Origin of the sequence: Janthinobacterium sp. NKUCC06_STL, from assembly GCF_019345455.1 — a bacterium.
In the GTDB taxonomy this organism is placed as follows: Bacteria; Pseudomonadota; Gammaproteobacteria; order Burkholderiales; family Burkholderiaceae_D; genus Janthinobacterium; species Janthinobacterium rivuli.
This window is the reverse complement of the sequence record NZ_JAHKQY010000007.1, coordinates 201,886-222,836: the sequence shown is the minus strand read 5'-3', so window position 1 is coordinate 222,836 and position 20,951 is coordinate 201,886. Positions and strand designations below refer to the sequence as shown.

The following is a 20,951-nucleotide window of genomic DNA, read 5'->3' as shown; positions in this document are numbered from 1 at the left end:
TTGTCTGTCTAAAGGAGTAGCAAAAAATGGATTTCAGTAACCCAAGCAAACTCGCCCTGTTGAGCCCATTCGAATTGAAGGATGCGCTGATCCAGACGGCCAAGCAAAGCAACCGTTTGATGCTCAATGCGGGCCGCGGCAACCCGAATTTCCTGGCCACCACGCCACGCCACGGCTTCTTCCAGTTTGGCCAGTTCGCCATGACGGAAGCGGAACGTTCCTATGTCTACATGGACGACGTGGGTGGTTTCCCCACGCGCGACGGCATCGAGGCGCGCTTTGAAATCTTCGTGCGTAAACACGAAGGCAACCCCGGCGTGCATTTCATCGAGGCGGCCGTGTCGTACGTGCGCGACCAGCTGGGCTTGAGCGCGGGCGATTTCCTCTACGAGATGTGCGAAGCCATCCTTGGCTGCAACTATCCCGTGCCGGACCGCATGCTGCGCCTGTCCGAGAAAATCGTCGGCCAGTATATCCACCGCGAAATGATCGGCAAGCACCCGTTCGTCGGCAACTTCGACATGTACGCCGTCGAAGGCGGCACTGCCGCCATGACGTATCTGTTTGCCAGCCTGAAATCGAACCACATCATCCAGGAAGGCGACACGATCGCCCTGGGCATGCCGATCTTCACGCCCTACATTGAAATTCCCCAGCTGAACGATTACAAGCTGAACACCGTGCACATCGATGCGCCGCAATCGAACAACTGGCAATTCACGAAGAAGGAACTGGACAAGCTGCTCGATCCAAAAGTCAAAGCTTTCTTCCTCGTCAACCCCAGCAATCCGCCATCCGTCAAGATCGATGACGAGACCCTGGAATACATCGCCAAGATCATCAAGAAGCGCCCGGACCTGATCATTTTGACCGATGACGTGTATGGCACCTTTGCCGACAATTTCGTCTCGCTGTTCGCCATTTGCCCGTTCAACACCATCCTCGTGTATTCGTTCTCGAAATATTTCGGCGCGACGGGCTGGCGCATGGGCGTGGTGGCCACGCATGAAAACAATGTGCTTGACGCCAAGATTGCCAAGTTGCCTGAAACCATCAAGAAGCAGCTCGATGCGCGCTACCACTCGATCACCACGGAGCCACGCGAGCTGAAATTCATCGACCGCCTGGTGGCCGACAGCCGCACGGTGGCGCTGAACCACACGGCCGGCCTGTCCACCCCCGTGCAGGCGCAGATGACCTTGTTCTCCCTGTTCTCGCTGATGGATGAAGAGCAAAAGTACAAACAGTCGATGAAGCGCATTGTGCTGCGCCGCAAGGAAGCGCTGTATCGCGAGCTGGGCTTGCCAATGGTGCACGACGCCAATTCCGTGCGCTACTACCACCTGCTGGACATGGAGTCCCTGGCCGCGCAGATGCATGGCGTGGAGTTTTCGCAGTGGCTGCTGAAAAAACTGAAACCGAACGAAGCCCTGTTCCGCCTGGCCGAGGAAACGGGCGTCATCCTGCTGCCGGGCCGCGGCTTCGGCACCACGCACCCGTCCGGCCGCGTGTCGCTGGCCAACCTGAACGAATACGACTACGCCAACATCGGCCGCGCCATCCGCAACATGGCGTCCGAGTTCTTTGCCGTGTTTGAAAAGGAGAAGGGCGGCAAGAAGGCCAAGAAATAACTGGCTTGGCAGAGGTTTGAGCGCAACGGGCGCCCCGCAAGAGGCGCCCGTTTTTTTGTTTCAGTTCCAGTAACCAATAGTGCAGGCTGGAATGGACATCCGTGGATATAATTGTTATTGTGAAAGTATAAACATGGCAACCCCGTGCTTTCCCCTCATTCATTGACTGGACGCTACATGGGCAGATTGCAAGGACACTTATCATTATTGCTGGCGGGCGCGCTGGGCGCGGCCATGCCCGCCCAGGCGGAACCGTTGACATTTAACGAAGCGCTGCAGCAAGCGGCCAAGGCTTCGGGCGCCGTGCAGGGCGCCGCGCTCGACGTGCGGGCCAAAACACTGAAGGCCGAAGCCTTGTCGAATATCGATGGTCCTTCCGTGGACTTGACGGCGTTTCGCGGCCGGTTGTCGACGGATTTGAGTATCGATACGAGCGGCCTGGCCGGCGTGGTGGGCGGCATCGAATCCGCGCTGCCGGCGATTCCCGGCTTGCCCACGCCACACATTCCCAATTCCCTGAACCGCGAAGTGGTGACGGATTTGACGTCGTTCGGCTTGCTGGGCATGTGGCCCATCTACACGGGCGGGCGCCTGGACGCCGTCAAGGGACTCGCATCGAGCCTGACCCTGGCCGCGCAAGCGGAGCGCACGGAAGCGGAAGAGCAACTGGCCACCCTGGTGGCGCAGCGTTATTTTCAGTTGCTGCTGGCCAAAAGAGTGGTGGCCGTGCGGGCCGAAGTGACGGCTGGCGTGACGCAGCACCAGCGCGACGCGGCCAAGCTGGAAAAGGGCGGCCTGATTTCGCGCGCGGAACGCCTGCGCGCCGACGTGGCCCTCGACAGTGCCCGCAGCGACGAAGCACAGGCCCGCAGCGACGAGGAAATCGCCCAGGTGGCGCTTGATCGCTTGCTTGCCGTCAACACGCAAGTGCTGCCCAGCACGCCGCTATTCGTCAACAGCTTGCCGGTGGGTACTTTGCAATCGTTCATCAGCACGGGCATGCGGGAAAATGCGAACTGGAAGAAGATCGACAGCAAGCGCGTGCAGGCCGAGCAAGCCTTGAAGCTGCACGGCAAGGAATACGCGCCCACCGTCTTTGCCATCGGTAACTACAATTTGAATCGCGGCAATGAAAAGCTCGTGCGCTCGAACTGGGCCATCGGCCTGGTCGTGTCCGTACCGCTCGTGCACCGCATCAATACGGGCAAGATGATCGCCGCCGCCAAGCTGGACCAGGAACGGGTGGAAGTGGTGGCGCGCCAGGCCGAGCGCGACATTCCCACCCTGATCGAAAAGAACTGGCGCGCGCTGGAAAACGCCCGCATCCAGTACCTGTCCACGGCGTCGTCGGTGGAGCTGGCGCGCGAAAATATCCGCTTGCAAACGGTGGCTTTCCAGCAAGGGCAAGTGACGTCGCTGGAAGTGGTCGACGCGCGCCTGAACCTGGCCAAGGTCGAGACCCAGCGCGCGCAGACGGCCTATAACTATGTGATGGGCCTGGCGCAATTGCTGGAAGCGACGGGCGAGACGCAGCGCCTGGGCAGCCTGGCTGCCGCGGCCGATATCCAATTACCTGTGGACAAATAATAATGAGTACCTCCAAAAAACCCTTGGCCATAGTCGCCGCTGTCATCGTGCTGGCCTTCGTCGGCTGGGGCCTGTACCAGGCGTTCCAGCCGCAGCGCCTGCCTTTGCAGGGGCAGATGGATGCGCAGGAAGTCAATGTCTCGTCGAAAGTGCCGGGCCGGGTGGGCGAGCTGTACGTCAAACTGGGCCAGACGGTGCCGAAAGGTGAGCTGCTGTTCCAGCTGACGAGCCCGGAAGTGGATGCGAAGATCGCGCAAGCGACAGCCGCCACGCAAGCGGCCGAGGCCGTGGCGCAAAAGGCGCAAGCGGGGGCGCGTCCGGAAGAAGTCGCGGCTGCCAAAGCCAACTGGGAGCGGGCGCAAACGGGCGCCACCATCGCCAAGACCACGTACACCCGCGTCAATAATATGTACGAGCAGGGCGTGATCGCCCAGCAGAAACGCGACGAGGCGCAAGCGCAATGGCGCGCCGCCGACCAGCTGGCGCAGGCTGCCCGCGCGCAATATGACATGGCGCAAAAGGGTGCTCGTCCCGAGGACAAGACGGCCGCCGCCGCCCAGGCGCGCCAGGTGGGTGCCGTGTTGACGGAAGCGCAGATCGCTTTGGCCGAGACGAAGATCGCCGCGCCCGTGGCGGGGCAGGTCAGCAAGATCCAGATACAGCCCGGTGAACTGGCGCCGCAAGGCTTTCCCGTGATTACCTTGGTGAACCTCGACGACGCCTGGGCCGTGCTGCAAGTGCGCGAAGATGAAATGGCCGCGTTTGCCATGGGCAGCACGCATACGGCGAATGTGCCGGCACTGAAACAGCAGCTGAGCTTCAAGGTCAGTTCGGTCGCCGTGCTGCCGGACTTCGCCACGTGGCGCGCGGCCCGTCCGGGTGGCACGGATTTGCGCACGTTTGAAATCCGCTTGCGTCCCGCCATCAAGGTCGAGGGCTTGCGTCCGGGCATGTCGGTCGTGTTTCCGCCGCTCTGATCCTAGATGAACGACGCGGATAAAGAGCCGGTTTCGGCGCTGGCACGCGAGTGGCGGCGCTTGCGCGGCGACTTCTGGGACTTTGGCATGCTCAGCTGGATTCCGGTTGTGCTGTGCGGCATGTTGTGGCTGGTGTTTTCCGCCGGCATCGCGCGCGACTTGCCCATCGTCGTCATCGATCACGACAACTCCACCCTGTCGCGCCAGCTGACGCGCTGGCTCGACGCCTCGCCCGGCATCAAGGTGGCGGCGAAAGTGGCGTCCAGCGACGCAGCCTTGCATCGCTTGCGCGAACGCACGGCATTCGGCTACCTGCTGATCCCCGACGATTTCGAGCAGAAACTGCTGGGTGGCCGCCAAGCCACCGTGCAATGGCTGTACAACGCGCAGTTTTCCTCGCACGCGGGCGCCTTGCTGCGCGACGTGCGCACGGTCAGCACGACCTTGTCGGCGGGCATCGAGATGACGGCGCGGGCGAAAAAGGGCATGTCGGGCGTGCAGGCTGCCGCCCAGTTCGAACCGATACGCACGACCTTGAACAGTTTATACAACGAAAACACCAGCTATGAAGCGTTCCTGACCCTGGCCCTGATGCCGGCCATGCTGCAGATTTTCATCGTCGTCGCCGTCGTCACTTCCATCGGACGCGAGTTGCGCGATGGCACGGTGCCGCAATGGCTGGCCTCGGCGAAGGGCAGCTGGCTGCGCGCCATCGGCGCCAAGCTGCTGTTTCCCTTGCTTGCTTATGTTGCGCTGGCGCTGCTGTACCTGCTGTTTTTCAGCCTGGCGCGGGGCTGGGCCGTGGCGGGCAGCTTGCCGGCGTTACTACTGAGCATGTTGTTGCTGGTGCTGGCCTATTGCGGCATGGCGACCTTGCTGATCGGCGCCACCCTGTCTTTGCGTCTGGCCCTGTCGGGTGCTGCCTTCATCACGGCGCCGGCGTTCGCGTTTGCGGGCCAGGCCTTTCCCTTGATGGCCATGCCGGCGCCAGCGCGCGCCTGGGCGCAAGCCTTGCCGCTCACGCATTATCTGCAGCTGCAAACGAAATACTGGCTGGCTGGCGCGCCGTGGCGTTATGGCGTGCAGGAAATGCTGATACTGGCCGGCTTTGCCATCGGCTGCGGCGCTGTGGGCGTCTTCCTGCTGGCGCGCCGCGCGAATGCGCCTGCCGCCTGGGGGCGCGCATGATGTGGCCGGCATTTCTCGCCACCTGGCGCGCCATGCTGACGGACAAGGGCGCGCTGACCTTGCTGTTCATCGGCGGCATCATTTATTCCTTCTTTTATCCGCTGCCATACTCGACGGAAATCGTCCAGCGCGTGCCCGTGGCCGTCGTCGACCAGGACCGCAGCGCCATGTCGCGCCAGTTGACGCGCTTTGCCATGGCCCATCCCTCGCTGCAGGTGATCGCCGTCACGCCGGACTTGCCCGTCGCGCAAGATTTATTGTGGCGCGACGAAGTCATGGGCGTGCTGATCCTTCCCGACGGCTTGCAGACGGACGTGCTGGCCGGGCGCGCCGCCCACGCGCAGGTGGCGGGCAATGGCTTGTATCTGATGCTCAACAAGGTGGCCTTGAACGGCCTGGCCGAAGTGGTGGGCACGGTGTCGGCCGGTATCGAATTGAAACGTCTGGGGGCGGGCACGCCATCGGCCGTGCAAGCCAACCAGCAGCGCTCGCCCATCGCCTTCGACGCCGTGCCCCTGTTTAACGTCAAGGAAGGCTATGGCGCCTATGTCGTGCCCGGCGTGGCGACCTTGATCGTGCAGCAGACTTTGCTGATCGGCATGACCATGCTGTTTGGCACCTGGTACCAGCGCAAGAGTTTCCCCGTGGCCGGCAAGCGCACGGCGGGTGGTTACATCGGCATGCTGCTGGCGTTTGCCTGTGTGGCTTTCCTCAACTGCTGCTATTTCTTCGGTTTTGTCTTCTGGTTCCAGGATTACCCGCGTGGCGGCAACTTCGGCGGCATGCTCTTGCTGCTGGTGCTGTTTTCGCTGGCGGAAGCGGCCTTCGGCATGCTGCTGGGCATGCTGTTCCGCACGCGCGAACGGGGCACGCAGCTGATGATCGCCACCTCGATGCCGGTGCTGTTCCTCGCGGGCCTGACCTGGCCCGTGTCGTCCATGCCCGTCGTGCTGCAATGGCTGCGCTGGCTGCTGCCATCGACGGCCGGCATCCAGGGCTTTGTCGCGCTCAACCAGATGGGCGCCTCATTGTATGAAATCCGCCATGAGGTGGCGGGCTTGCTGGCCTTGTTGCTGGCCTGCGTGGTGCTGGGCTGGTGGCGCTGGCGCGCCGAGACGCCAGCGCCCATCGTCCAGCAAGGATGAGCATGAAACCGGGGAAAGAGCTGGAGCCCCAACTGCCGCATCGTTAGCGACGGGAGCCATCAGGCTTTCTGCAATGCCGCCAGCAGCAACTGGCAAAAACCGTCACGTGCGGGGTCGGGCAGGTTGTCGTTGGCCCGCAGCAGGCAGTCGACGCGGGGCAGCGGGGCCAGCCGTTCCAGTGCCGTGTGCCGGTGCACGCCCTGGCTCAGGTTGCGTGCATTGACCACCGCCATGCCCAGGCCGGCGGCAACCGCGGTCAGCATGCCCGCCACCGATGGGCATTCCAGGCCCACGCTCCAGGCCATGCCGGCCTGGCCCAGCTTTTCCTCGGCCAGACGGCGGTAAAAGCAGTGCGGCCCGTAGGTGATCAGTTTGACGGTCTCTCCCGGCAAAGTCTGCTCTGCCGAGGCAGCGCACCAATGCAGGGTTTCTGTCCATAACAGCGTGTCGCCCGGCGCTGTCTTGCCAGCAAAATCCTGGTGCAAAATCACATCGAGCACGCCGTCGGCAAAGCGTTCGCGCAATACCTGGCTTTGCTCCACCACCAGCTGCACGTCCACCTTGGGGTGGTGATGCGAGAACTGCGACAGCACCGCGCACACGTCTGCCAATGAAATCTGCTCCGTCACGCCAATGCGCAGCCGGCCTTGCATCGCCGAGGGCGAAAAATGGGCGACGGCGTCATCGTGGGCGTCGAGTATGTTGAACGCATGCCGCAGCAGCACGGCTCCCTGGTCGGTCGTGCCAAACAGCCCGCCGCTGCGTGCCAGCAGCTGGCAATCGAGCTGCTGCTCCAGCCGCTTGATTTTCCAGCTGACGGCCGACTGGCTCAGATGGAGCAGGCTGGCGGCCTGGCTCATGCTGCCGGTTTGTACCACCGCCCTGAATACACGCAGGGCGTCGACGGATAGACGTAAATTCATGGACTATGACAAAAGTTGGATTGAAGGTTAAAAGAATGTCACTGGCGTCATGTTCAGTCTAGCCTTAGCCTGCAGGTTCTGCAAACAAAAGGACACCTGATGACGAGTCAAGAACCGCTGTTGAATGGCCACGCCCTGATCCACGGCCAGCGTATCGCCACCGGCATCCATGGCGCAGGCACGCCGCTGGTGCTGGTGCATGGCACGCCGGCGCACAGCATTATCTGGCGCGAGCTGGTGCCGCTGTTCGTCGATGCGGGTTTCCACGTGCACCTGTATGACTTGCTGGGCTTTGGGCAATCCGAGCGGCCCGTCGAGGCCGATACCTCGGTAGCGGCGCAGGTGACCTTGCTGGCGGCCTTGCTCGACCACTGGCAACTGCCGACCACCCATGTGTTTGGTCACGATATCGGCGGCGCCATTGCGCTGCGCCTGGCGTTCGACCACGCAGCGCGCCTGCGCAGCCTGAGCATCGCCGACGCGCCCAGCTACGATTCCTGGCCATCGCCCACCTGGAAGCATCTGCGCGACGACTTCGCCCGGTATGTTTTGACCCCGGCCAGCGAGCATCGCGCCACGATGGCGCGTCAGCTGGGCATGGCCGTTTTTCACAAGGACAGGATGCAGGGCGAGCTTTTGCGGTGTTACCTGGAGCCGCTGTGCGGCGTGGTGGGGCAACCCTCGTTTTACCAGCATCAGGTGGCGCACTACAACGCCTGCCATACGATGGACTTTACCGAAAAACTGCCGCGGTTAACCTTGCCGGTACAGGTATTATGGGGCCGGCAGGACGAGTGGCAGCCGGTGGCTTATGGTCATCGTTTGCAGCGCGATATTCCCGGCGCCACCTTGCACCTGTTTGACGAGGCCGGGCACTTCCTGATGGAAGATGCGCCAGCGGCCGTCGCGGCACAAGTGATCGCGTTTATTCATCAGCTGGAGAGGAGGAAACCATGATATTGATCGGAATGCTCGATTCGCCTTACGTCAGGCGCGTTGCCATTGGCATGAAAGTGCTGGGTCTGGAACATGAACACCGGCCCTTGTCGGTGTTTTCCGATTTCGACCAGGTACAAGCCATCAATCCTGCCGTCAAAGTGCCGACCCTGGTCACCGGCGACGGCCAGGTGCTGATGGACTCGACCCTGATCCTCGCATATCTGGAAGAACTGGCAGCGCATGCTCCCCGCATCAGGCCGGAGCCGGAGCCTGCACGCCTGCGCGCGCTGTGCCAGACCAGCTATGCTTTGGCGGCCTGCGACAAAGCCGTGCAGATCGTCTATGAGCGGCGCTTGCGCCCGCAGGAAAAACAGCACCAGCCCTGGCTGGACCGCGTCCAGCTGCAGTTGCATGGGGCCTGGCGGCAGCTGGAAGCGTCACTGCGCGAAGAGGCGCCGGACTGCCTGAGTATTGCAGGCATCACTATTGCGGTGGCCTGGAGTTTTGCTCAGCAGATGGTACCCGACGTGATGGCGGCCGGCGACTATCCGGCCGTGGCCGCGCTGACGGCGCTGGCCGAGCGGCAGCCGGTGTTTCTGGCTACGCCGATGGCGGGCTAATCTGCTTTCATCCGAACCGGTAATTGCAGGCGGCTTGTGCAATAATTTCATTTCCTTAACGGAAGAGTATTGCCATGCCGTCTTTTAATCTGTTCCAGCGCCTTTCCCAGGCCCCCACCAAACCCAAGTCCGCGCCCGTTGCGCGGCAGTTCGACGTGGCCGACCTGTACCAGGGCCCCATCGCGCTGGGAGCGGAAGGCGAGCCGCAAGCGCGGCCTTTCGATGAAAAGCTGCGCCAGGCGTATTTCTGGATCGTCAACCACGCCATCATCAGCCCCCATTACGACATCGAATACAACGATGGCCCGTCGCAGACGTATTCGGTGGGCGACAGCCGCCGCACCCTGAATCTGCCGTCGGCGCAAAGCTATTCGAGCTTCATTTTGCTGCCGCTGCTGACGTTCGCCACGCGCCGCAAATGTCTGTTCGTCGGCGGACCGGGGCGGGGCAAGACGGCCAGCGCCTTGCTGATGGGCGTGCTGGCCGGTTCCACCGTCAAGGAAGTCAAACGCGCCATGCAGCATGGCCACCCGCAGATGACGGTGGCCGACCTGCTCGGCAATCCGTTGCCCGCCGATCTGGTGAACGCGCAAAGCATGGACGATATCCGCATCGCCTGGCGCGCCTGGCTGGGCATGCGCGTGAAAATCGTCGATGAATACAACCGCATCCCCACGCGCACGCAAAGCGCGCTGCTCACCGTCATGGGCGACAATTACGCGGAAGTGCTGAACCATATTTATGAGTGCCCGGAAGCGGCCTGGTATCTGACGGCCAACGACGACCAGGGTGGCGGTACCTACCAGGTGATCGAAGCGCTGCGCGACCGGGTCGACGTGACGGTGCAGGCGCTGGCCTTCAACCCGCGCTTCCTGAACGAGTTGCTGCTGCGCGTGGAAGAAAACGTGCGCCCCGAAGAGCTGGTGCCGCCCGATATCATCTTCACGGAAAGCGAGGTCGATCAGATCGGCGTAGCGATCCGCCAGGTGGGTATCCCCGACGCCGTGCGCCGCCGTCTGGAATTTTTCGCCAGCCAGTTCGAGCTGTTCGAAACGGCCGGCGGACAGTTCGAATACATGACCAAGGATACGGCCCGCCTGGCAGGCGCCGATCGTGGCGCCGCGCAGGCTGCCGACAATGGGCGCGACCGCCTGAAGGACCTCGGCTGCCAGACCCTCAACGGCATCTCCGTGCGCACCCTGATGGCGCTCATGATCTACGCCAAGGCCATGGCGTATTTCCGCGGCAATGGCGAAGTGGAGCTGGAAGACTTGCGCCAGGTGCTGCCGTTCGTCCTGCATAACAAGCTGCAGCCGGACCCGGACGCGCCATTTTTCGCGCTGCCGGAAAACGCCGCCTACCGCAGTGACAGACTGGGCTGGCTGCGCCGTTTGTTCGATTTGTCGAACGATGAATTCAACCGCCTGGACCTGGACCGCGACGACCCGGTGGGCGTGCTGTCGGCCGAATTCGACCTGGGCCTCGATGGCGTCAGCGAGCGCGAAACCCTGGCGCGTTTGAACCGCATCGAAAAGCTGATCGGCGAACGCACGAAAGGGAGAAAATTGTACGGTCCCTTGTACGACGATCTGTTGAAACTCAAATACCTGCACCAGCGCTATACCAACTACCGCAGCTGGCTGCGTTCGCAATGAGCGTCCTTCGCTGTCAAGGCTTCCTGGAAGCGCTGGCGCTACTGAATAGTGAAGCGAGCGACCTGTGCGCCAGTTACGAATTGCAGCGCCTGCCCGATGCGCCCGATGTGACGACGGCGCTGGGCTTGCGCATGGAAGATTACGCCTTGAACGTCATCGCACCCGCGCGCGACTTGCCGGCGCCGCTGTGGCACATTAGTGCGGCGCCGTGCGGACGCGCGCAGCTGGAACAAGTCTGCCAGCGCTGGTTTTTCTCGTCGCAGCACATGCAGGCGGCGCCTGCCGGGCGTTTTCGGGCGCAGCTGGTGGCCGCCTTCCTGGAATCGCTCGACGACGCGCTCGGTGGATTTTCCCTGCACGCCGTGACGATGACGCCACCAATGTGGTACGCGATCCACTGGGACGAGATCGCATTCGAGCGCGATGGCGAACGCTATCTGCTGCACTTTTCGCACAGCGACTGAAAGGCTGCGATGATTTCTCCTGCCTTCGCCTCGATACTTGCCAGCGGCCGCGCCCAGTTCAATGCGCGCGCTGTGGAAGCGCGCCGGCGCTTTCCCTCGCTCGACATGGCTGCCTTCGGCGCCTTCTTGCACGACGGCGTCGATCCACTGGTGCTGGCCGTGACCGCTGCCGCACCCGAGCGCGTGGGCGGCGTGACCCTGGCCGCCTACGACATGGCCCTGGAACTGGTGGGCCATGGCCTGGCCGGACCGGCTGCAAAAAATCCGTTCTTGAATACCGTGTGGCGAGAAGTGGCGCCGCAGTTTGCACCGCTGCTGGCGACGGCCCCCGTCGACGTGTTGGGCATGCTCAGCAACGCGGCCATCCACATCGCCTCTGTGGCGGGTGCGCGTCCCGCGCAATGGCAGCGCGAGCTGGCTGCCATGGCGCCGCAAGTGGGCAGCGTCGCGCAGCTGCGCGCCGTGGGCCAGGTGCTGGCCTGGCGCGCCGGCGTCGCACATTTCCGCCAGGGCGCGCTGGCCGCCGCCGACACCTTGCCGCCAGCGCTGGCGCTGGCCGCCTTTGACGAACTGGGCGCGCAATGGCCGCAGATGCATGCGCAGCTCATGGCGAATCCATGGCGGGGCAATGCCGATGGCCGGGAGTTCGGCAGCTTCAGCGGCCTCGGTGGCGCTTTCGGCACGCCGCCGCAAGTGCGCGCGACAAACGACGGTTTTGTCGTGCACAGCGCCGAGCGCCACTACCTGCTGGTGGCCGACGCCTATGGCGCCGTGCTGCACAGCGCCACGGCGCAGGAGTATGAACAGGCCAATACCGGCATGCCATCATCCGTGCGCCTCGATGGGGCCACCGTGCATGTCGGCGCGCGCAGTATCGCGCTCGACCTGCCAGCCGGCGACATCGCGCTTGCCGCGAATGCGCATACGCTGGCCATCACGTCGCCGTGGACGCACGCGATCCGCCTGCTGCCGCTCGCATGAAGACGACCGCCGACACCGCCCTGATCGACGCTTGGCGCGCCGCCTGGCCCGAGGCCCTGGCCGTGTGGAGCAAATTTACGCGCCTGCGCGACCCGAACCTGTGCGCCAGCCGCGTCGAGGCCAGCAAGCAGGGCTTGTCCGGCAGCTTCGCCATGATCCGCTTGCTGGACCAGAGCGTGGTGGTGGACTTGCCGCTGGTGACGGAGCTGGGTCTGCAAGACTACGCGCTGGAAGTGCTCGCCCATGAAATCGGCCACCATATCCTGGCGCCCGGCAGCGCCAGCGACCAGTTCCGCCTGCTGGCGCGCATGCGCCGCGCCTTGCCCACCCTGGAACAGCACGCGCCCATGGTGGCCAATCTGTACACGGACCTGTTCATCAACGACCGCTTGCAGCGCCAGGCGAATCTGCGCATGGCCGACATCTACCGCAAGCTGGAGCAGGGACGAACTGTGGAAGCCAAGGCCAGCGGCGGTGTATGGACCTTGTACATGCGCATCTATGAAAACCTGTGGCAGCTGGAAAAGGGAGAGCTTGGCGGCGGCCAGGCCGATGAACGCCTGGACACGGATGCCTGGCTCGGTGCGCGCCTGATCCGCGTCTACGCGAATGACTGGATGCTGGCGGCGGGCCGCTTCGCCACCTTGCTGCTGCCTTACCTGGTGGAAGACACGGATGCATTGAGCCCGAGCCGCTATCTGCTCGACACGCGCGACGCGGCCCGTGGCTGCCAGACGTATGGCGCGCAGCAGATCGAGGATGACGAGGAGGACGGTGCCATCCATCCCGTGCACGACAAGCGCATCTCGGGCCTTGATGGTGAAGAACCGCCAGCCGAGGCGCCGGCCAGGCAGGGCGCCGGCCAGCTGCGCGAACCGTTCGAGCTGGGCGACATTCTAAAGGCGTCGGGCGTGGACCTGAGCGACCATGAAATCGCCATCCGCTATTACCGCGAGCGGGCCTTGCCGCACCTGGTGGCCTTCCCCAGCCGTCCTGCACCCGAATCGCAGGAGCCGCAGATGGAAGGGCTGGAACCGTGGGAAATCGGCGACCCTCTGGAAGACATCGACTGGCTGCAATCCGTGATGCAGTCGCCGCGCCCCGTGCCTGGTGTGACCACCGTGCGCCGCGTGTACGGCCGCGAACCGGCGCGCGCCATCGACGCCGTGCCCGTCGATCTCGATATGTACGTGGACAGTTCCGGCTCCATGCCGAACCCGCAGGCGCACACCTCGTTTTTGACACTGGCTGGCGCCGTCATCGCCTTGTGCGCCTTGCGGGCAGGGGCGAAAGTGCAGGTGACCCTGTGGAGCGGCAAGAACGAAGTGATGCAAACGCCGGGTTTCGTGCGCGATGAAGACATGATCCTGGGCGTGCTGACGGAATTTTTCGGCGGCGGCACCTGTTTCCCCATCCACCGCCTGCGCCAGACCTATGCGGCAAAGCGCGAGCGGCCCGCGCACATTTTGATGATTTCCGATGATGGCATCACCACCATGTTCGACAAGGATGAACTGGGCAACAGCGGCTGGGATATTTCCGGCAAGGCGCTGGCGCAGGGGGGCGCGGGCGGCACCATGGCCCTGAACCTGGAGCGCGACTGGGAGGGCGCGGCCAGCCACACGTGGCTGCAGAAAACCTACGACGATTTGAAGCGCGCGCGCCGCGAGCAGGGCTGGGATATCCACGCCGTCGAGCGCTACGAGGACTTGCTGGACTTTGCGCGGGCGTTCAGCCGGCGCCACTATATACAACAATGACATGCAGACTCCCGGTCCCCACCTCGAAATATTAACCCACCGCCTGGCCGACACGCCCGTCGAATTCCTGGCCGAGCCCCGCATCGCCGGCGTCGCCAATGCGCAGGCCGTGGCCGTTGCCGCGCTCGTCAACGACATTTTGCTGCTGCACGGCGCCCGCGCGCCGGCCGCGTCCCTGCAGGGTTTTATCGGCGCGCAGGTGAAGGCGGACCGCAACCGGCTGGCGCTGGCCATGATCGTGTGCTGGCTGCTGGCCGACGAGTGGTTCATCGGACAGCAGTTGCCGCAGCACGATTTATTGCAGTTGCTGGGCGAGGCGGCGCGCGAACTGGCCGCTGCCACGCCGGCCCACCAGTTCACGCAAGACCCCGAGCGGCGCGAGGAACTGGCGCGCATCGTGCTGGCGCGCCTGGGCTTTCGGCCCCGCGACGAAAGCGTGGCGCAGGCCACGGATCGCTTGTCCGCCATCAGCGGCACGGAACGCCGCCGCCTGCTCGAAGCGAGCCGGTTGGCGGAACAGCGCGCGCGTGAAATCCGCGAAGCGCTGGCAAAAAAGGCGGCTGAGGAATCGGCCGACAAGTGGTCGCGCGAATGACGCTCGCTGGCAAACCTGACGTCAATCTGCCGGGTGGCGCCTGGGAATCGGACCGCGACTACTGTCCCACCCTGACGCCGGCGGGCGCGCACATGCTGGCGCACTTGCGTAGCCATCCTAGCGCCCCCGTGTACCGCAACCGCAGCGGCAACAAGCTGCTGGCAGCGGAGGTCGAATCACTGCGCGCCTACGAGCAGGAAGTCATGCAGGCGGAGATAGGCTGGAGCACAGACGCGCCGCCGCCCTGGCTGTCCGGTTTTCTCAGGACGGCCTACGCCACCGTGCCGCATTACCGCGCCTGCGGCTCGCCGCCTTCTCGCCTTGCGGACGTGGCGCCCATCAGCCGCGCCGAACTGGCGCACGACATCGCCGCCTTCGTGCCTGACGATGCGGACCTGGCGCGCATGATCAATTTCCAGACGACGGGCACCACGGGCCACCCGCTGCTGATCGCCTCGCACCCGCTGGTGGCGGGCCGTTACCTGGCCTTCCACAAGCGCGCGCTGCGCCGTTTCGGCGTGACTCTGCGCCATGGCGCGGGCCAGGTGGGGGTGATGCTGCTGGGGCACCAGCGCCGCTGCTTCACCTATGTCTCCGTCACGCCGACGATGAACGAATCGGGCCTGGCGAAGATCAACCTGCACGTGGACGACTGGCGCGACCCGGAGGACCGCGCGCGCTACCTCGATGCCATGGCGCCGGAGCTCATCGCGGGCGACCCCATCTCGTTTGCCGAGTTGCTGACCTTGCCCATGGCGCACAAGCCGGCCGCATTGATGTCCGTGTCGATGATGCTGTTGCCGGGCATGCGCGCGCGCCTGGAAGCGCACTTCGGCTGTCCCGTGCTCGACGTCTATTCGCTCAATGAAATGGGGCCCGTCGCCGTCTACGATGAACGGGCGGGTGGTCACGTGCTGCTGCAGCACCGGCTATACGTGGAAATCCTCGATGGTGCAGGCCAGCCCGTGCCCGATGGCGTACGCGGCGAAATCACGGTGACGGGCGGTTTTAACTTTTGCCTGCCCCTGGTGCGCTACCGCACGGGCGATTATGCTTCGCTGGCGCATGGCCCGCACGGTCCCGTGCTGGTGGGGCTGGCCGGCCGCAGCCCCTTGCGCTATCGCACGGTCAAGGGCGAGTGGATCAACAATATCGACATCACGCACGCCCTGAAACCGCTGGCCATCGCCCTGTTCGGCGTGCACCAGCATGGCGACGGCACCATCGCGCTGCGTCTGGCGCCGGGCGCCATGCCGCAGGCCGACCAGGCGCGCGCCTTGCTCGCGCCTTTTTTCGGCGCCATCGCGGTTGAGACTTTGCTGGCGGAAGACAAGATCATTCAATACACCTCGGATTTGCAGGAAGCAGTGGCATGAACCTATATAAACGCGGCCTCGTGGTCGGCAAATTTTGCCCGCTGCACCAGGGCCACGAACTGTTGATCAACCGTGCGCAAGACGCCAGCGAAGAACTGCTGGTGGTCAGCTACACCAGGCCTGAATTTTCGGGCTACGAGCCGGCGCGCCGGGAAGGCTGGCTGCGCGCGCAGTTCCCGCAGGCGTACATCGTCGTGCTGGACGATGCGCGCCTGGCCGCCCTGTGCGCCGCGCGCGGCGTGGCGGCGCGCGCGCTGCCGCACAATGACGACGATGGCGAGCTGCATCGCCACTTCATGGGCTGGCTGTGCTGGACGGTGCTGGAGCTGCCCGTCGATGCCGTCTTCACCAGCGAAGATTACGGCCCTGGCTTTGCGCAAGTGCTGCAGCAGCATTATGCGCGGGGCACGGTGGCGCACGTGAGCGTGGATCAGTCGAGAACCGTGGTGCCCGTGTCCGGTACCGTGGCGCGGCAAGACCCGCATGCGCACGGCGCCTTCCTGTCGCCCATCGTGCGCGCCGATTTTGTCACGCGCGTGTGCGTGCTTGGTGGCGAATCGAGCGGCAAGACGACCCTGGCGGCCGCGTTGGCGGCGCATTTCGAGACGGCCTGGGTGGCTGAATATGGGCGCGAACTGTGGGAAAGCCAGGATGGTATTTTGGTTTATGACGATCTGCTCAAGATCGGCCGGGAGCAGCTGCGCCGCGAAGCGCAGGCGCTGTTGGCGGCGCGGCGCTGGCTGTTTTGCGACACCTCGCCCATGACCACGTATTTCTACTGCGTCGAGATGTTCGGCAAGGCCGAGCAGGAACTGGCGCAGCTGGCCGAACACGGCTACGACCTGGTGCTGCTGTGCGCCCCCGACTTCCCGTTCATCCAGGATGGCACGCGCCGCGACGAGGATTTCCGCGCGCGCCAGCATGCGTGGTATCAGGACGAACTGGCGCGGCGCGGGATCGATTTTGTCGATGTGTCAGGTTCGGTAGATGACAGGGTCCGGCAGGTGGCGCGGTTGCTCGTGCGTGGGGTGGATTAGGTCCGAACGGCCGTAATCCGACAACGTTGCTGGCGTGCGCGGTGATGTCGGATGTCGCTGCGCCACGGCAAAAAAAGGCTATGTCACCGTCAAGTGTGGGAATGCGCCCAACGTTGCTTTCAATAACGTTTCCGATGAACGGATGCGCCTGGCGTCGAGTATCCAGCGCCAGCCCAGGTAGTTCGGCAGGTAGCGCGTCGCCACGCCGTGAAAGGGCCGTAGCCATGCGCGCAAGCGGCTGTGATAGGCATTGACGTTCTGCACGTGGGCGGCCCCTCGCACACGGATGCCAGCGCGCAAGTTGACTGCTCGGTGGCTGATGCCCGCTTCCCTCGCAAAAGCCAGATAGGCGGCATGACCGTCGGTCACCAGCAGCACGTCCTTGTCGATAACGGGTAACAGGGAATGATGCAGCTGTGCCTTCGTCAACGCCCCTTTGCCCGTGACGAAATCGAGGGTCTGGCCCGTACGGTCGCGCGCCACCAGGATGCAAACCTGTTCATTGGAAATGCCGCGCTGATGGGCATGGCCGCCACGGCGGCGCGCCGGACGCGTCATCTGCCTGGATCCCTTTTCGGATTCCAGCACGTAGAGTTCATCGGCCTCGGCAATGCCATGCAGACAATGCGGCCGGTCCGTCTTTGCTACGCTGAGAAAACGGTGTCGCCAGCGAAACGTGGTGTTGCGGTGCAGTCCCAACTGCTGAGCGGCCTGGCGTACCGACCTGGAATCAAGCAGGCAATCCGCATAGTCGAGCCACAGCGATTTATGGCGCAAGTGCGCCAGCGGCGTGCCCGTCAAGGCATTGAATGTGCGCCCACAGGATACACAGCGGTAGCGCTGCAGGCCGTGCGCATGGCCATGCCGGTGCAGGTGACACGATTGGCAGGCGGGACAGCCCAGGCGTGCTTGCGTAGCGTTTTCAAGCAGCGTGACGGTCACATCGTGTGGGCCATTGCCATACAGCAAGGCTATTCCTGCCTGCCGCTGGCGTCGGTTCAACTGCGCAAACTGCGCGATAAAGCGTATCCATTCGGCTGGCTGCATGATCGGCTCCTGCATGGTGGGTATGCAGTGTCAGACAGCCCAGCCAAGGAAAGATTCAGGCAGATCCCCTATTTATCGATGACAGAGCCAAAAAAAAATGCCGTCCAGTCTAGACTGAACGGCATTTGCCCGCAGGCGAGGATTGTCAGCGATGGCAGTCCGGGGACTGCCATGTGCAATCAGCGATTATTTAAACTTGTAGCGTGCGTTCAAGTAAATATAACGGCCGACGATATCGTTCATCGCATTGACGTAGGTATCGACATACGCACTGTTCGCGTACACGGTACCTTTATCGAACATATTGTTGACGCCGAAACTCACATCCAGGTCTTTGACGGGCTTGAAGTTGACATTCATGTCCCATGCCGTGAACGCGCCAATACGCTTGTTGGTAATGGCGGCGTCCTGCAGTTTCGTCGGATCGTCAATATTTTTCGTGCTGGAGCGGGTACGGGCGGTCAGGGCCACTTCCTTGTCGTTGCGCTCGAAGCCGATACGCAGCGTGTTTGACCATTTTGGATGGTTAATGCCGTCCAGGCGATCGGTCGGCTCGCTGCCCGGCGCGATGCTTTGCTCGTACTTCAAATTGTAGCTATTGGACTCGCGCAGTTTCACGGTGCCGTATTCACCCACTTTGAATGAGTACTTCACATCCAGATCCAGGCCTGCGACATTCGTCTTGCCAACGTTTTGGAAAGGCAGTGTCATGTCCTTGATACGGCCCTTGTTCAAACCGGGATTTGCCGCTTCCAGCGCGGGATTGCGCGGATCGCGGCCGATCAGTGCGGCGAAGCCTGGGATCGTATCTTCATGATCGAGCACGTATTGCGCATCCAGGGTCTGGATCGTGTCCTTTTGACGCACGCTATACCAATCCAGCGATGCCGACAGGTCCTTGATCGGCTGCAGGACGATACCCAGGGAGAAGTTCTTCGCTTTTTCCGCCTTCAGATCAGGATTGCCGGACAGGTAAACCTTGGGGCTGTAGGAGCATTGCACGCCCGTGTAACCCAAGGGCCCGCAACGCGCCCAGTCGGCCACGGTGGAGTAGGCAGTGGTGGTCGAGGCGATCTCCGGCAAGGTCGGCGCCTTGAACGAGGTCGTGGCCGAACCGCGCAACATCACTTGCTTGTTCGGACGCCATGCGAGTGCCACTTTCGGGTTGTAGGAATTGCCGAAATCGCTGTAATGGTCGCCGCGCAGCGCCAATTGCATTTCCACTTGCTTGGCGATCGGTACGTTCAACTCGCCGTAGATGGAATACACCGTGCGGCTGGCCTTGCTGCTGGTTGCGCCAAAGTTGACGATGTTGCCCGCTGTCATCTGTGGATCGGCGACGTCGTCGATCGACTCGTGGCTGCCTTGCAGGCCCCAGGCGAAGCCAACGGGTTCGCCGGCCAGCGAGAACAATTCAGGCGTGCTCATCTTCCATTCGGCACTGCTCAGCTTGGAGGTAGAGCGGTGCGAAGTTGTTGTCAAGAAAGGCAAGTAGGCGCTTTCCGGATTATTCAGGACAAAGGGATCGTAGCCACCCGCTTTGCCCAGCAAGCCCGCTTGCAAGGCCGCAGTGGACTTGTCCAGCAGCGATTGCTTGTCGGCGTCGTCGCTCAGTTTGTTCTGGTTCAGGCTGATTGCGCCTTCGCTATCCCATTTGCCCAGCGTACCGCGCCAGCCGCCGACCACGCGTGCGGTTTTGCTCGTTACCTTCGAGGTCCGGTTGCCGGCCTCGTAGACGCTGCGGAAAACCTGCACCAGATCGCCAGGCATGAAGCCGTTCACGCTGCCATCGCTGCCGTCCGGCAGCGTTGCCAGACCGGGGTTGGTCGAGCCGGCCGTCCTGTAGTTGGCGCTGCTGAAGTTGGGGGGATTTCCGATAAAGGTAGACGAGTTCTGGGTGTAGGCGGCTTCCACGAACAATTCGTCGCTGCTGTTGAGGCGCTGCGTGAAAATGGTGGAAATACCGGCGCGTTCCTGCCTCGGCGTCAGGTTCGAAGCCGGATTGGTGAAGCAGACATTGTCGCCGGTGCTGGAGACGCCCACCGTGCCCTGGCAACCGGGGATCACATAACCCTTGTCGCCACTGCTCTGGTTGCGGATCCAGCCCATGTACTCGTTGGTCCTGCGGTTGTCGGAGCCGCCGAACTTGCGGAAATCGTGCGCCGCCAGGTTCGAATGCTTGTTCGAAACGAGCGGATTGCGGCGATACAAGTCCAGCGTCAACAGCAAGTTGCGCCCATCTTGCTCCAGATCGCCCCAGCCTGAGGTCAGGCTGACGTTGCCGGTCTGGCCGTCGCCCTTCTGGTTGGCGCCGATGTTGGCGGTACCTTCTACGCCCTGGTAGTTGGTGCGGGTCTTGAAGTTGATTACGCCAGCGACGGCGTCGGAGCCATAAATGGCCGAAGCGCCATCACGCAGGATTTCCACCGACTCGATGGCCGACAAAGGCAGGCTGTTCAAGTCAACGAAAGAATTCTCCGCGCCGATCGCGAAGCCGTAGTTGGCCAGGCGGCGGCCATTCAACAAAATCAGCGTGTACTTGGAGTCCAGACCACGCAAGGCGGCCGAGGAGGCGCCAGAGGCGAAGGTGGAACTACTGTTGCCGTCGAGGGAGACGGAAATCGACGGCAGTTTGCTTAACAATTCGATCACGGTGGAGGCGCCGGACTTGGCGATGTCGGCACGCTTGACGACCTCGATTGGCGTAGGGCCTTCCATATCGACGCGCGAAATATTGGAACCGGTAACGACGACGCGCTGGATTTTATCGTTGGCGACGTCGGTTTGCTGCGCTTGCGCCTGACTGACGATGAAAATGCTTCCGGCCATGACGCTCAGTGCGATTTTCACCGCATGAACGCTCTTTTTTTCTTGAAAAATCATATTCTCCGAGCCCTAGTAAATAGTTGATTGCTTTAATAAACAACAAAATTCAAGCCCGCGGTATCAGTTAACGACACGCTGCTGAAATCATTGTTGCTTCGTTTTTGCCAACAGGCTCATGGATTGACTGTCGATGGTCTTCT

17 protein-coding genes are annotated in these 20,951 nt (G+C 62.7%); 14 read left to right on the top strand and 3 right to left on the bottom strand.

What is annotated here, in order from left to right; translation table 11 throughout:
- The first annotated feature begins 26 nt into the window (after positions 1 to 26).
- From KO539_RS21370 to KO539_RS21350, 5 genes are all read left to right on the top strand, one after another.
- Positions 27 to 1,631, top strand: coding sequence for a bifunctional aspartate transaminase/aspartate 4-decarboxylase (locus KO539_RS21370; protein ID WP_219311548.1), 1,605 nt, complete (start codon positions 27 to 29; stop codon positions 1,629 to 1,631).
- A 177-nt stretch (positions 1,632 to 1,808) separates the two neighbouring features.
- Positions 1,809 to 3,218: a TolC family protein gene (locus tag KO539_RS21365; RefSeq protein WP_257626389.1), complete on the top strand. Its 1,410-nt coding sequence runs from the start codon at positions 1,809 to 1,811 to the stop codon at positions 3,216 to 3,218.
- Between the two features lie 2 nt (positions 3,219 to 3,220).
- On the top strand, positions 3,221 to 4,195 hold the full coding sequence (locus tag KO539_RS21360) for an HlyD family secretion protein (RefSeq protein WP_035817531.1): 975 nt from the start codon (positions 3,221 to 3,223) through the stop codon (positions 4,193 to 4,195).
- A 6-nt stretch (positions 4,196 to 4,201) separates the two neighbouring features.
- Complete coding sequence (locus tag KO539_RS21355) at positions 4,202 to 5,383, top strand: ABC transporter permease (protein ID WP_219311546.1); 1,182 nt, start codon at positions 4,202 to 4,204, stop codon at positions 5,381 to 5,383.
- A complete protein-coding gene (locus KO539_RS21350; RefSeq protein ID WP_219311544.1) occupies positions 5,380 to 6,528 on the top strand; it encodes an ABC transporter permease in 1,149 nt (382 codons plus the stop codon). Before KO539_RS21355 ends, KO539_RS21350 begins: the two co-directional genes overlap by 4 nt.
- A gap of 59 nt (positions 6,529 to 6,587) precedes the next feature.
- Here the strand turns inward: KO539_RS21350 and KO539_RS21345 are convergent, their stop codons facing one another.
- A complete protein-coding gene (locus KO539_RS21345; RefSeq protein ID WP_219311542.1) occupies positions 6,588 to 7,451 on the bottom strand; it encodes a LysR family transcriptional regulator in 864 nt (287 codons plus the stop codon).
- Positions 7,452 to 7,550: 99 nt separating this feature from the next.
- Here KO539_RS21345 and KO539_RS21340 point away from each other — a divergent pair, with 99 nt between their 5' ends.
- From KO539_RS21340 to KO539_RS21300, 9 genes are all read left to right on the top strand, one after another.
- Complete coding sequence (locus KO539_RS21340; RefSeq protein WP_219311540.1) at positions 7,551 to 8,408, top strand: alpha/beta fold hydrolase; 858 nt, start codon at positions 7,551 to 7,553, stop codon at positions 8,406 to 8,408.
- On the top strand, positions 8,405 to 9,010 hold the full coding sequence (locus tag KO539_RS21335; RefSeq protein ID WP_046683630.1) for a glutathione S-transferase: 606 nt from the start codon (positions 8,405 to 8,407) through the stop codon (positions 9,008 to 9,010). The genes KO539_RS21340 and KO539_RS21335 overlap by 4 nt, the downstream gene beginning before the upstream one ends.
- A 74-nt stretch (positions 9,011 to 9,084) precedes the next feature.
- Positions 9,085 to 10,665, top strand: coding sequence for an AAA family ATPase (locus KO539_RS21330; RefSeq protein ID WP_219311538.1), 1,581 nt, complete (start codon positions 9,085 to 9,087; stop codon positions 10,663 to 10,665).
- The gene (locus KO539_RS21325) at positions 10,662 to 11,129 is read left to right on the top strand and encodes a hypothetical protein (RefSeq protein ID WP_219311536.1); all 468 of its coding nucleotides are present in this window, start codon (positions 10,662 to 10,664) and stop codon (positions 11,127 to 11,129) included. The genes KO539_RS21330 and KO539_RS21325 overlap by 4 nt, the downstream gene beginning before the upstream one ends.
- 9 nt (positions 11,130 to 11,138) lie before the next feature.
- Entirely contained in the window at positions 11,139 to 12,110 is a 972-nt protein-coding gene (locus KO539_RS21320) for a hypothetical protein (protein WP_219311534.1), read from the top strand.
- Complete coding sequence (locus KO539_RS21315; protein WP_219311532.1) at positions 12,107 to 13,870, top strand: VWA domain-containing protein; 1,764 nt, start codon at positions 12,107 to 12,109, stop codon at positions 13,868 to 13,870. Before KO539_RS21320 ends, KO539_RS21315 begins: the two co-directional genes overlap by 4 nt.
- Position 13,871: 1 nt before the next feature.
- The gene (locus tag KO539_RS21310) at positions 13,872 to 14,465 is read left to right on the top strand and encodes a hypothetical protein (RefSeq protein ID WP_219311530.1); all 594 of its coding nucleotides are present in this window, start codon (positions 13,872 to 13,874) and stop codon (positions 14,463 to 14,465) included.
- Positions 14,462 to 15,841, top strand: coding sequence for a capsule biosynthesis protein CapK (locus KO539_RS21305; protein ID WP_219311528.1), 1,380 nt, complete (start codon positions 14,462 to 14,464; stop codon positions 15,839 to 15,841). The genes KO539_RS21310 and KO539_RS21305 overlap by 4 nt, the downstream gene beginning before the upstream one ends.
- Positions 15,838 to 16,878: an AAA family ATPase gene (locus KO539_RS21300; RefSeq protein WP_219311526.1), complete on the top strand. Its 1,041-nt coding sequence runs from the start codon at positions 15,838 to 15,840 to the stop codon at positions 16,876 to 16,878. Before KO539_RS21305 ends, KO539_RS21300 begins: the two co-directional genes overlap by 4 nt.
- A 78-nt stretch (positions 16,879 to 16,956) precedes the next feature.
- Here the strand turns inward: KO539_RS21300 and KO539_RS21295 are convergent, their stop codons facing one another.
- Complete coding sequence (locus tag KO539_RS21295) at positions 16,957 to 17,925, bottom strand: IS1595 family transposase (RefSeq protein WP_219311525.1); 969 nt, start codon at positions 17,923 to 17,925, stop codon at positions 16,957 to 16,959.
- Between the two features lie 186 nt (positions 17,926 to 18,111).
- Complete coding sequence (locus KO539_RS21290; protein WP_219311522.1) at positions 18,112 to 20,808, bottom strand: TonB-dependent receptor; 2,697 nt, start codon at positions 20,806 to 20,808, stop codon at positions 18,112 to 18,114.
- Positions 20,809 to 20,951 lie beyond the last annotated feature (143 nt).

What these genes read in the sequence shown, in the direction of transcription:
- KO539_RS21370 (WP_219311548.1), top strand. Translation starts at nt 27, where the DNA reads ATGGATTTCAGTAACCCAAGCAAACTCGCCCTGTTGAGCCCATTCGAA.
- KO539_RS21365 (WP_257626389.1), top strand. Translation starts at nt 1,809, where the DNA reads ATGGGCAGATTGCAAGGACACTTATCATTATTGCTGGCGGGCGCGCTG.
- KO539_RS21360 (WP_035817531.1), top strand. Translation starts at nt 3,221, where the DNA reads ATGAGTACCTCCAAAAAACCCTTGGCCATAGTCGCCGCTGTCATCGTG.
- KO539_RS21355 (WP_219311546.1), top strand. Translation starts at nt 4,202, where the DNA reads ATGAACGACGCGGATAAAGAGCCGGTTTCGGCGCTGGCACGCGAGTGG.
- KO539_RS21350 (WP_219311544.1), top strand. Translation starts at nt 5,380, where the DNA reads ATGATGTGGCCGGCATTTCTCGCCACCTGGCGCGCCATGCTGACGGAC.
- KO539_RS21345 (WP_219311542.1), bottom strand. Translation starts at nt 7,451, where the DNA reads ATGAATTTACGTCTATCCGTCGACGCCCTGCGTGTATTCAGGGCGGTG.
- KO539_RS21340 (WP_219311540.1), top strand. Translation starts at nt 7,551, where the DNA reads ATGACGAGTCAAGAACCGCTGTTGAATGGCCACGCCCTGATCCACGGC.
- KO539_RS21335 (WP_046683630.1), top strand. Translation starts at nt 8,405, where the DNA reads ATGATATTGATCGGAATGCTCGATTCGCCTTACGTCAGGCGCGTTGCC.
- KO539_RS21330 (WP_219311538.1), top strand. Translation starts at nt 9,085, where the DNA reads ATGCCGTCTTTTAATCTGTTCCAGCGCCTTTCCCAGGCCCCCACCAAA.
- KO539_RS21325 (WP_219311536.1), top strand. Translation starts at nt 10,662, where the DNA reads ATGAGCGTCCTTCGCTGTCAAGGCTTCCTGGAAGCGCTGGCGCTACTG.
- KO539_RS21320 (WP_219311534.1), top strand. Translation starts at nt 11,139, where the DNA reads ATGATTTCTCCTGCCTTCGCCTCGATACTTGCCAGCGGCCGCGCCCAG.
- KO539_RS21315 (WP_219311532.1), top strand. Translation starts at nt 12,107, where the DNA reads ATGAAGACGACCGCCGACACCGCCCTGATCGACGCTTGGCGCGCCGCC.
- KO539_RS21310 (WP_219311530.1), top strand. Translation starts at nt 13,872, where the DNA reads ATGCAGACTCCCGGTCCCCACCTCGAAATATTAACCCACCGCCTGGCC.
- KO539_RS21305 (WP_219311528.1), top strand. Translation starts at nt 14,462, where the DNA reads ATGACGCTCGCTGGCAAACCTGACGTCAATCTGCCGGGTGGCGCCTGG.
- KO539_RS21300 (WP_219311526.1), top strand. Translation starts at nt 15,838, where the DNA reads ATGAACCTATATAAACGCGGCCTCGTGGTCGGCAAATTTTGCCCGCTG.
- KO539_RS21295 (WP_219311525.1), bottom strand. Translation starts at nt 17,925, where the DNA reads ATGCAGCCAGCCGAATGGATACGCTTTATCGCGCAGTTTGCGCAGTTG.
- KO539_RS21290 (WP_219311522.1), bottom strand. Translation starts at nt 20,808, where the DNA reads ATGATTTTTCAAGAAAAAAAGAGCGTTCATGCGGTGAAAATCGCACTG.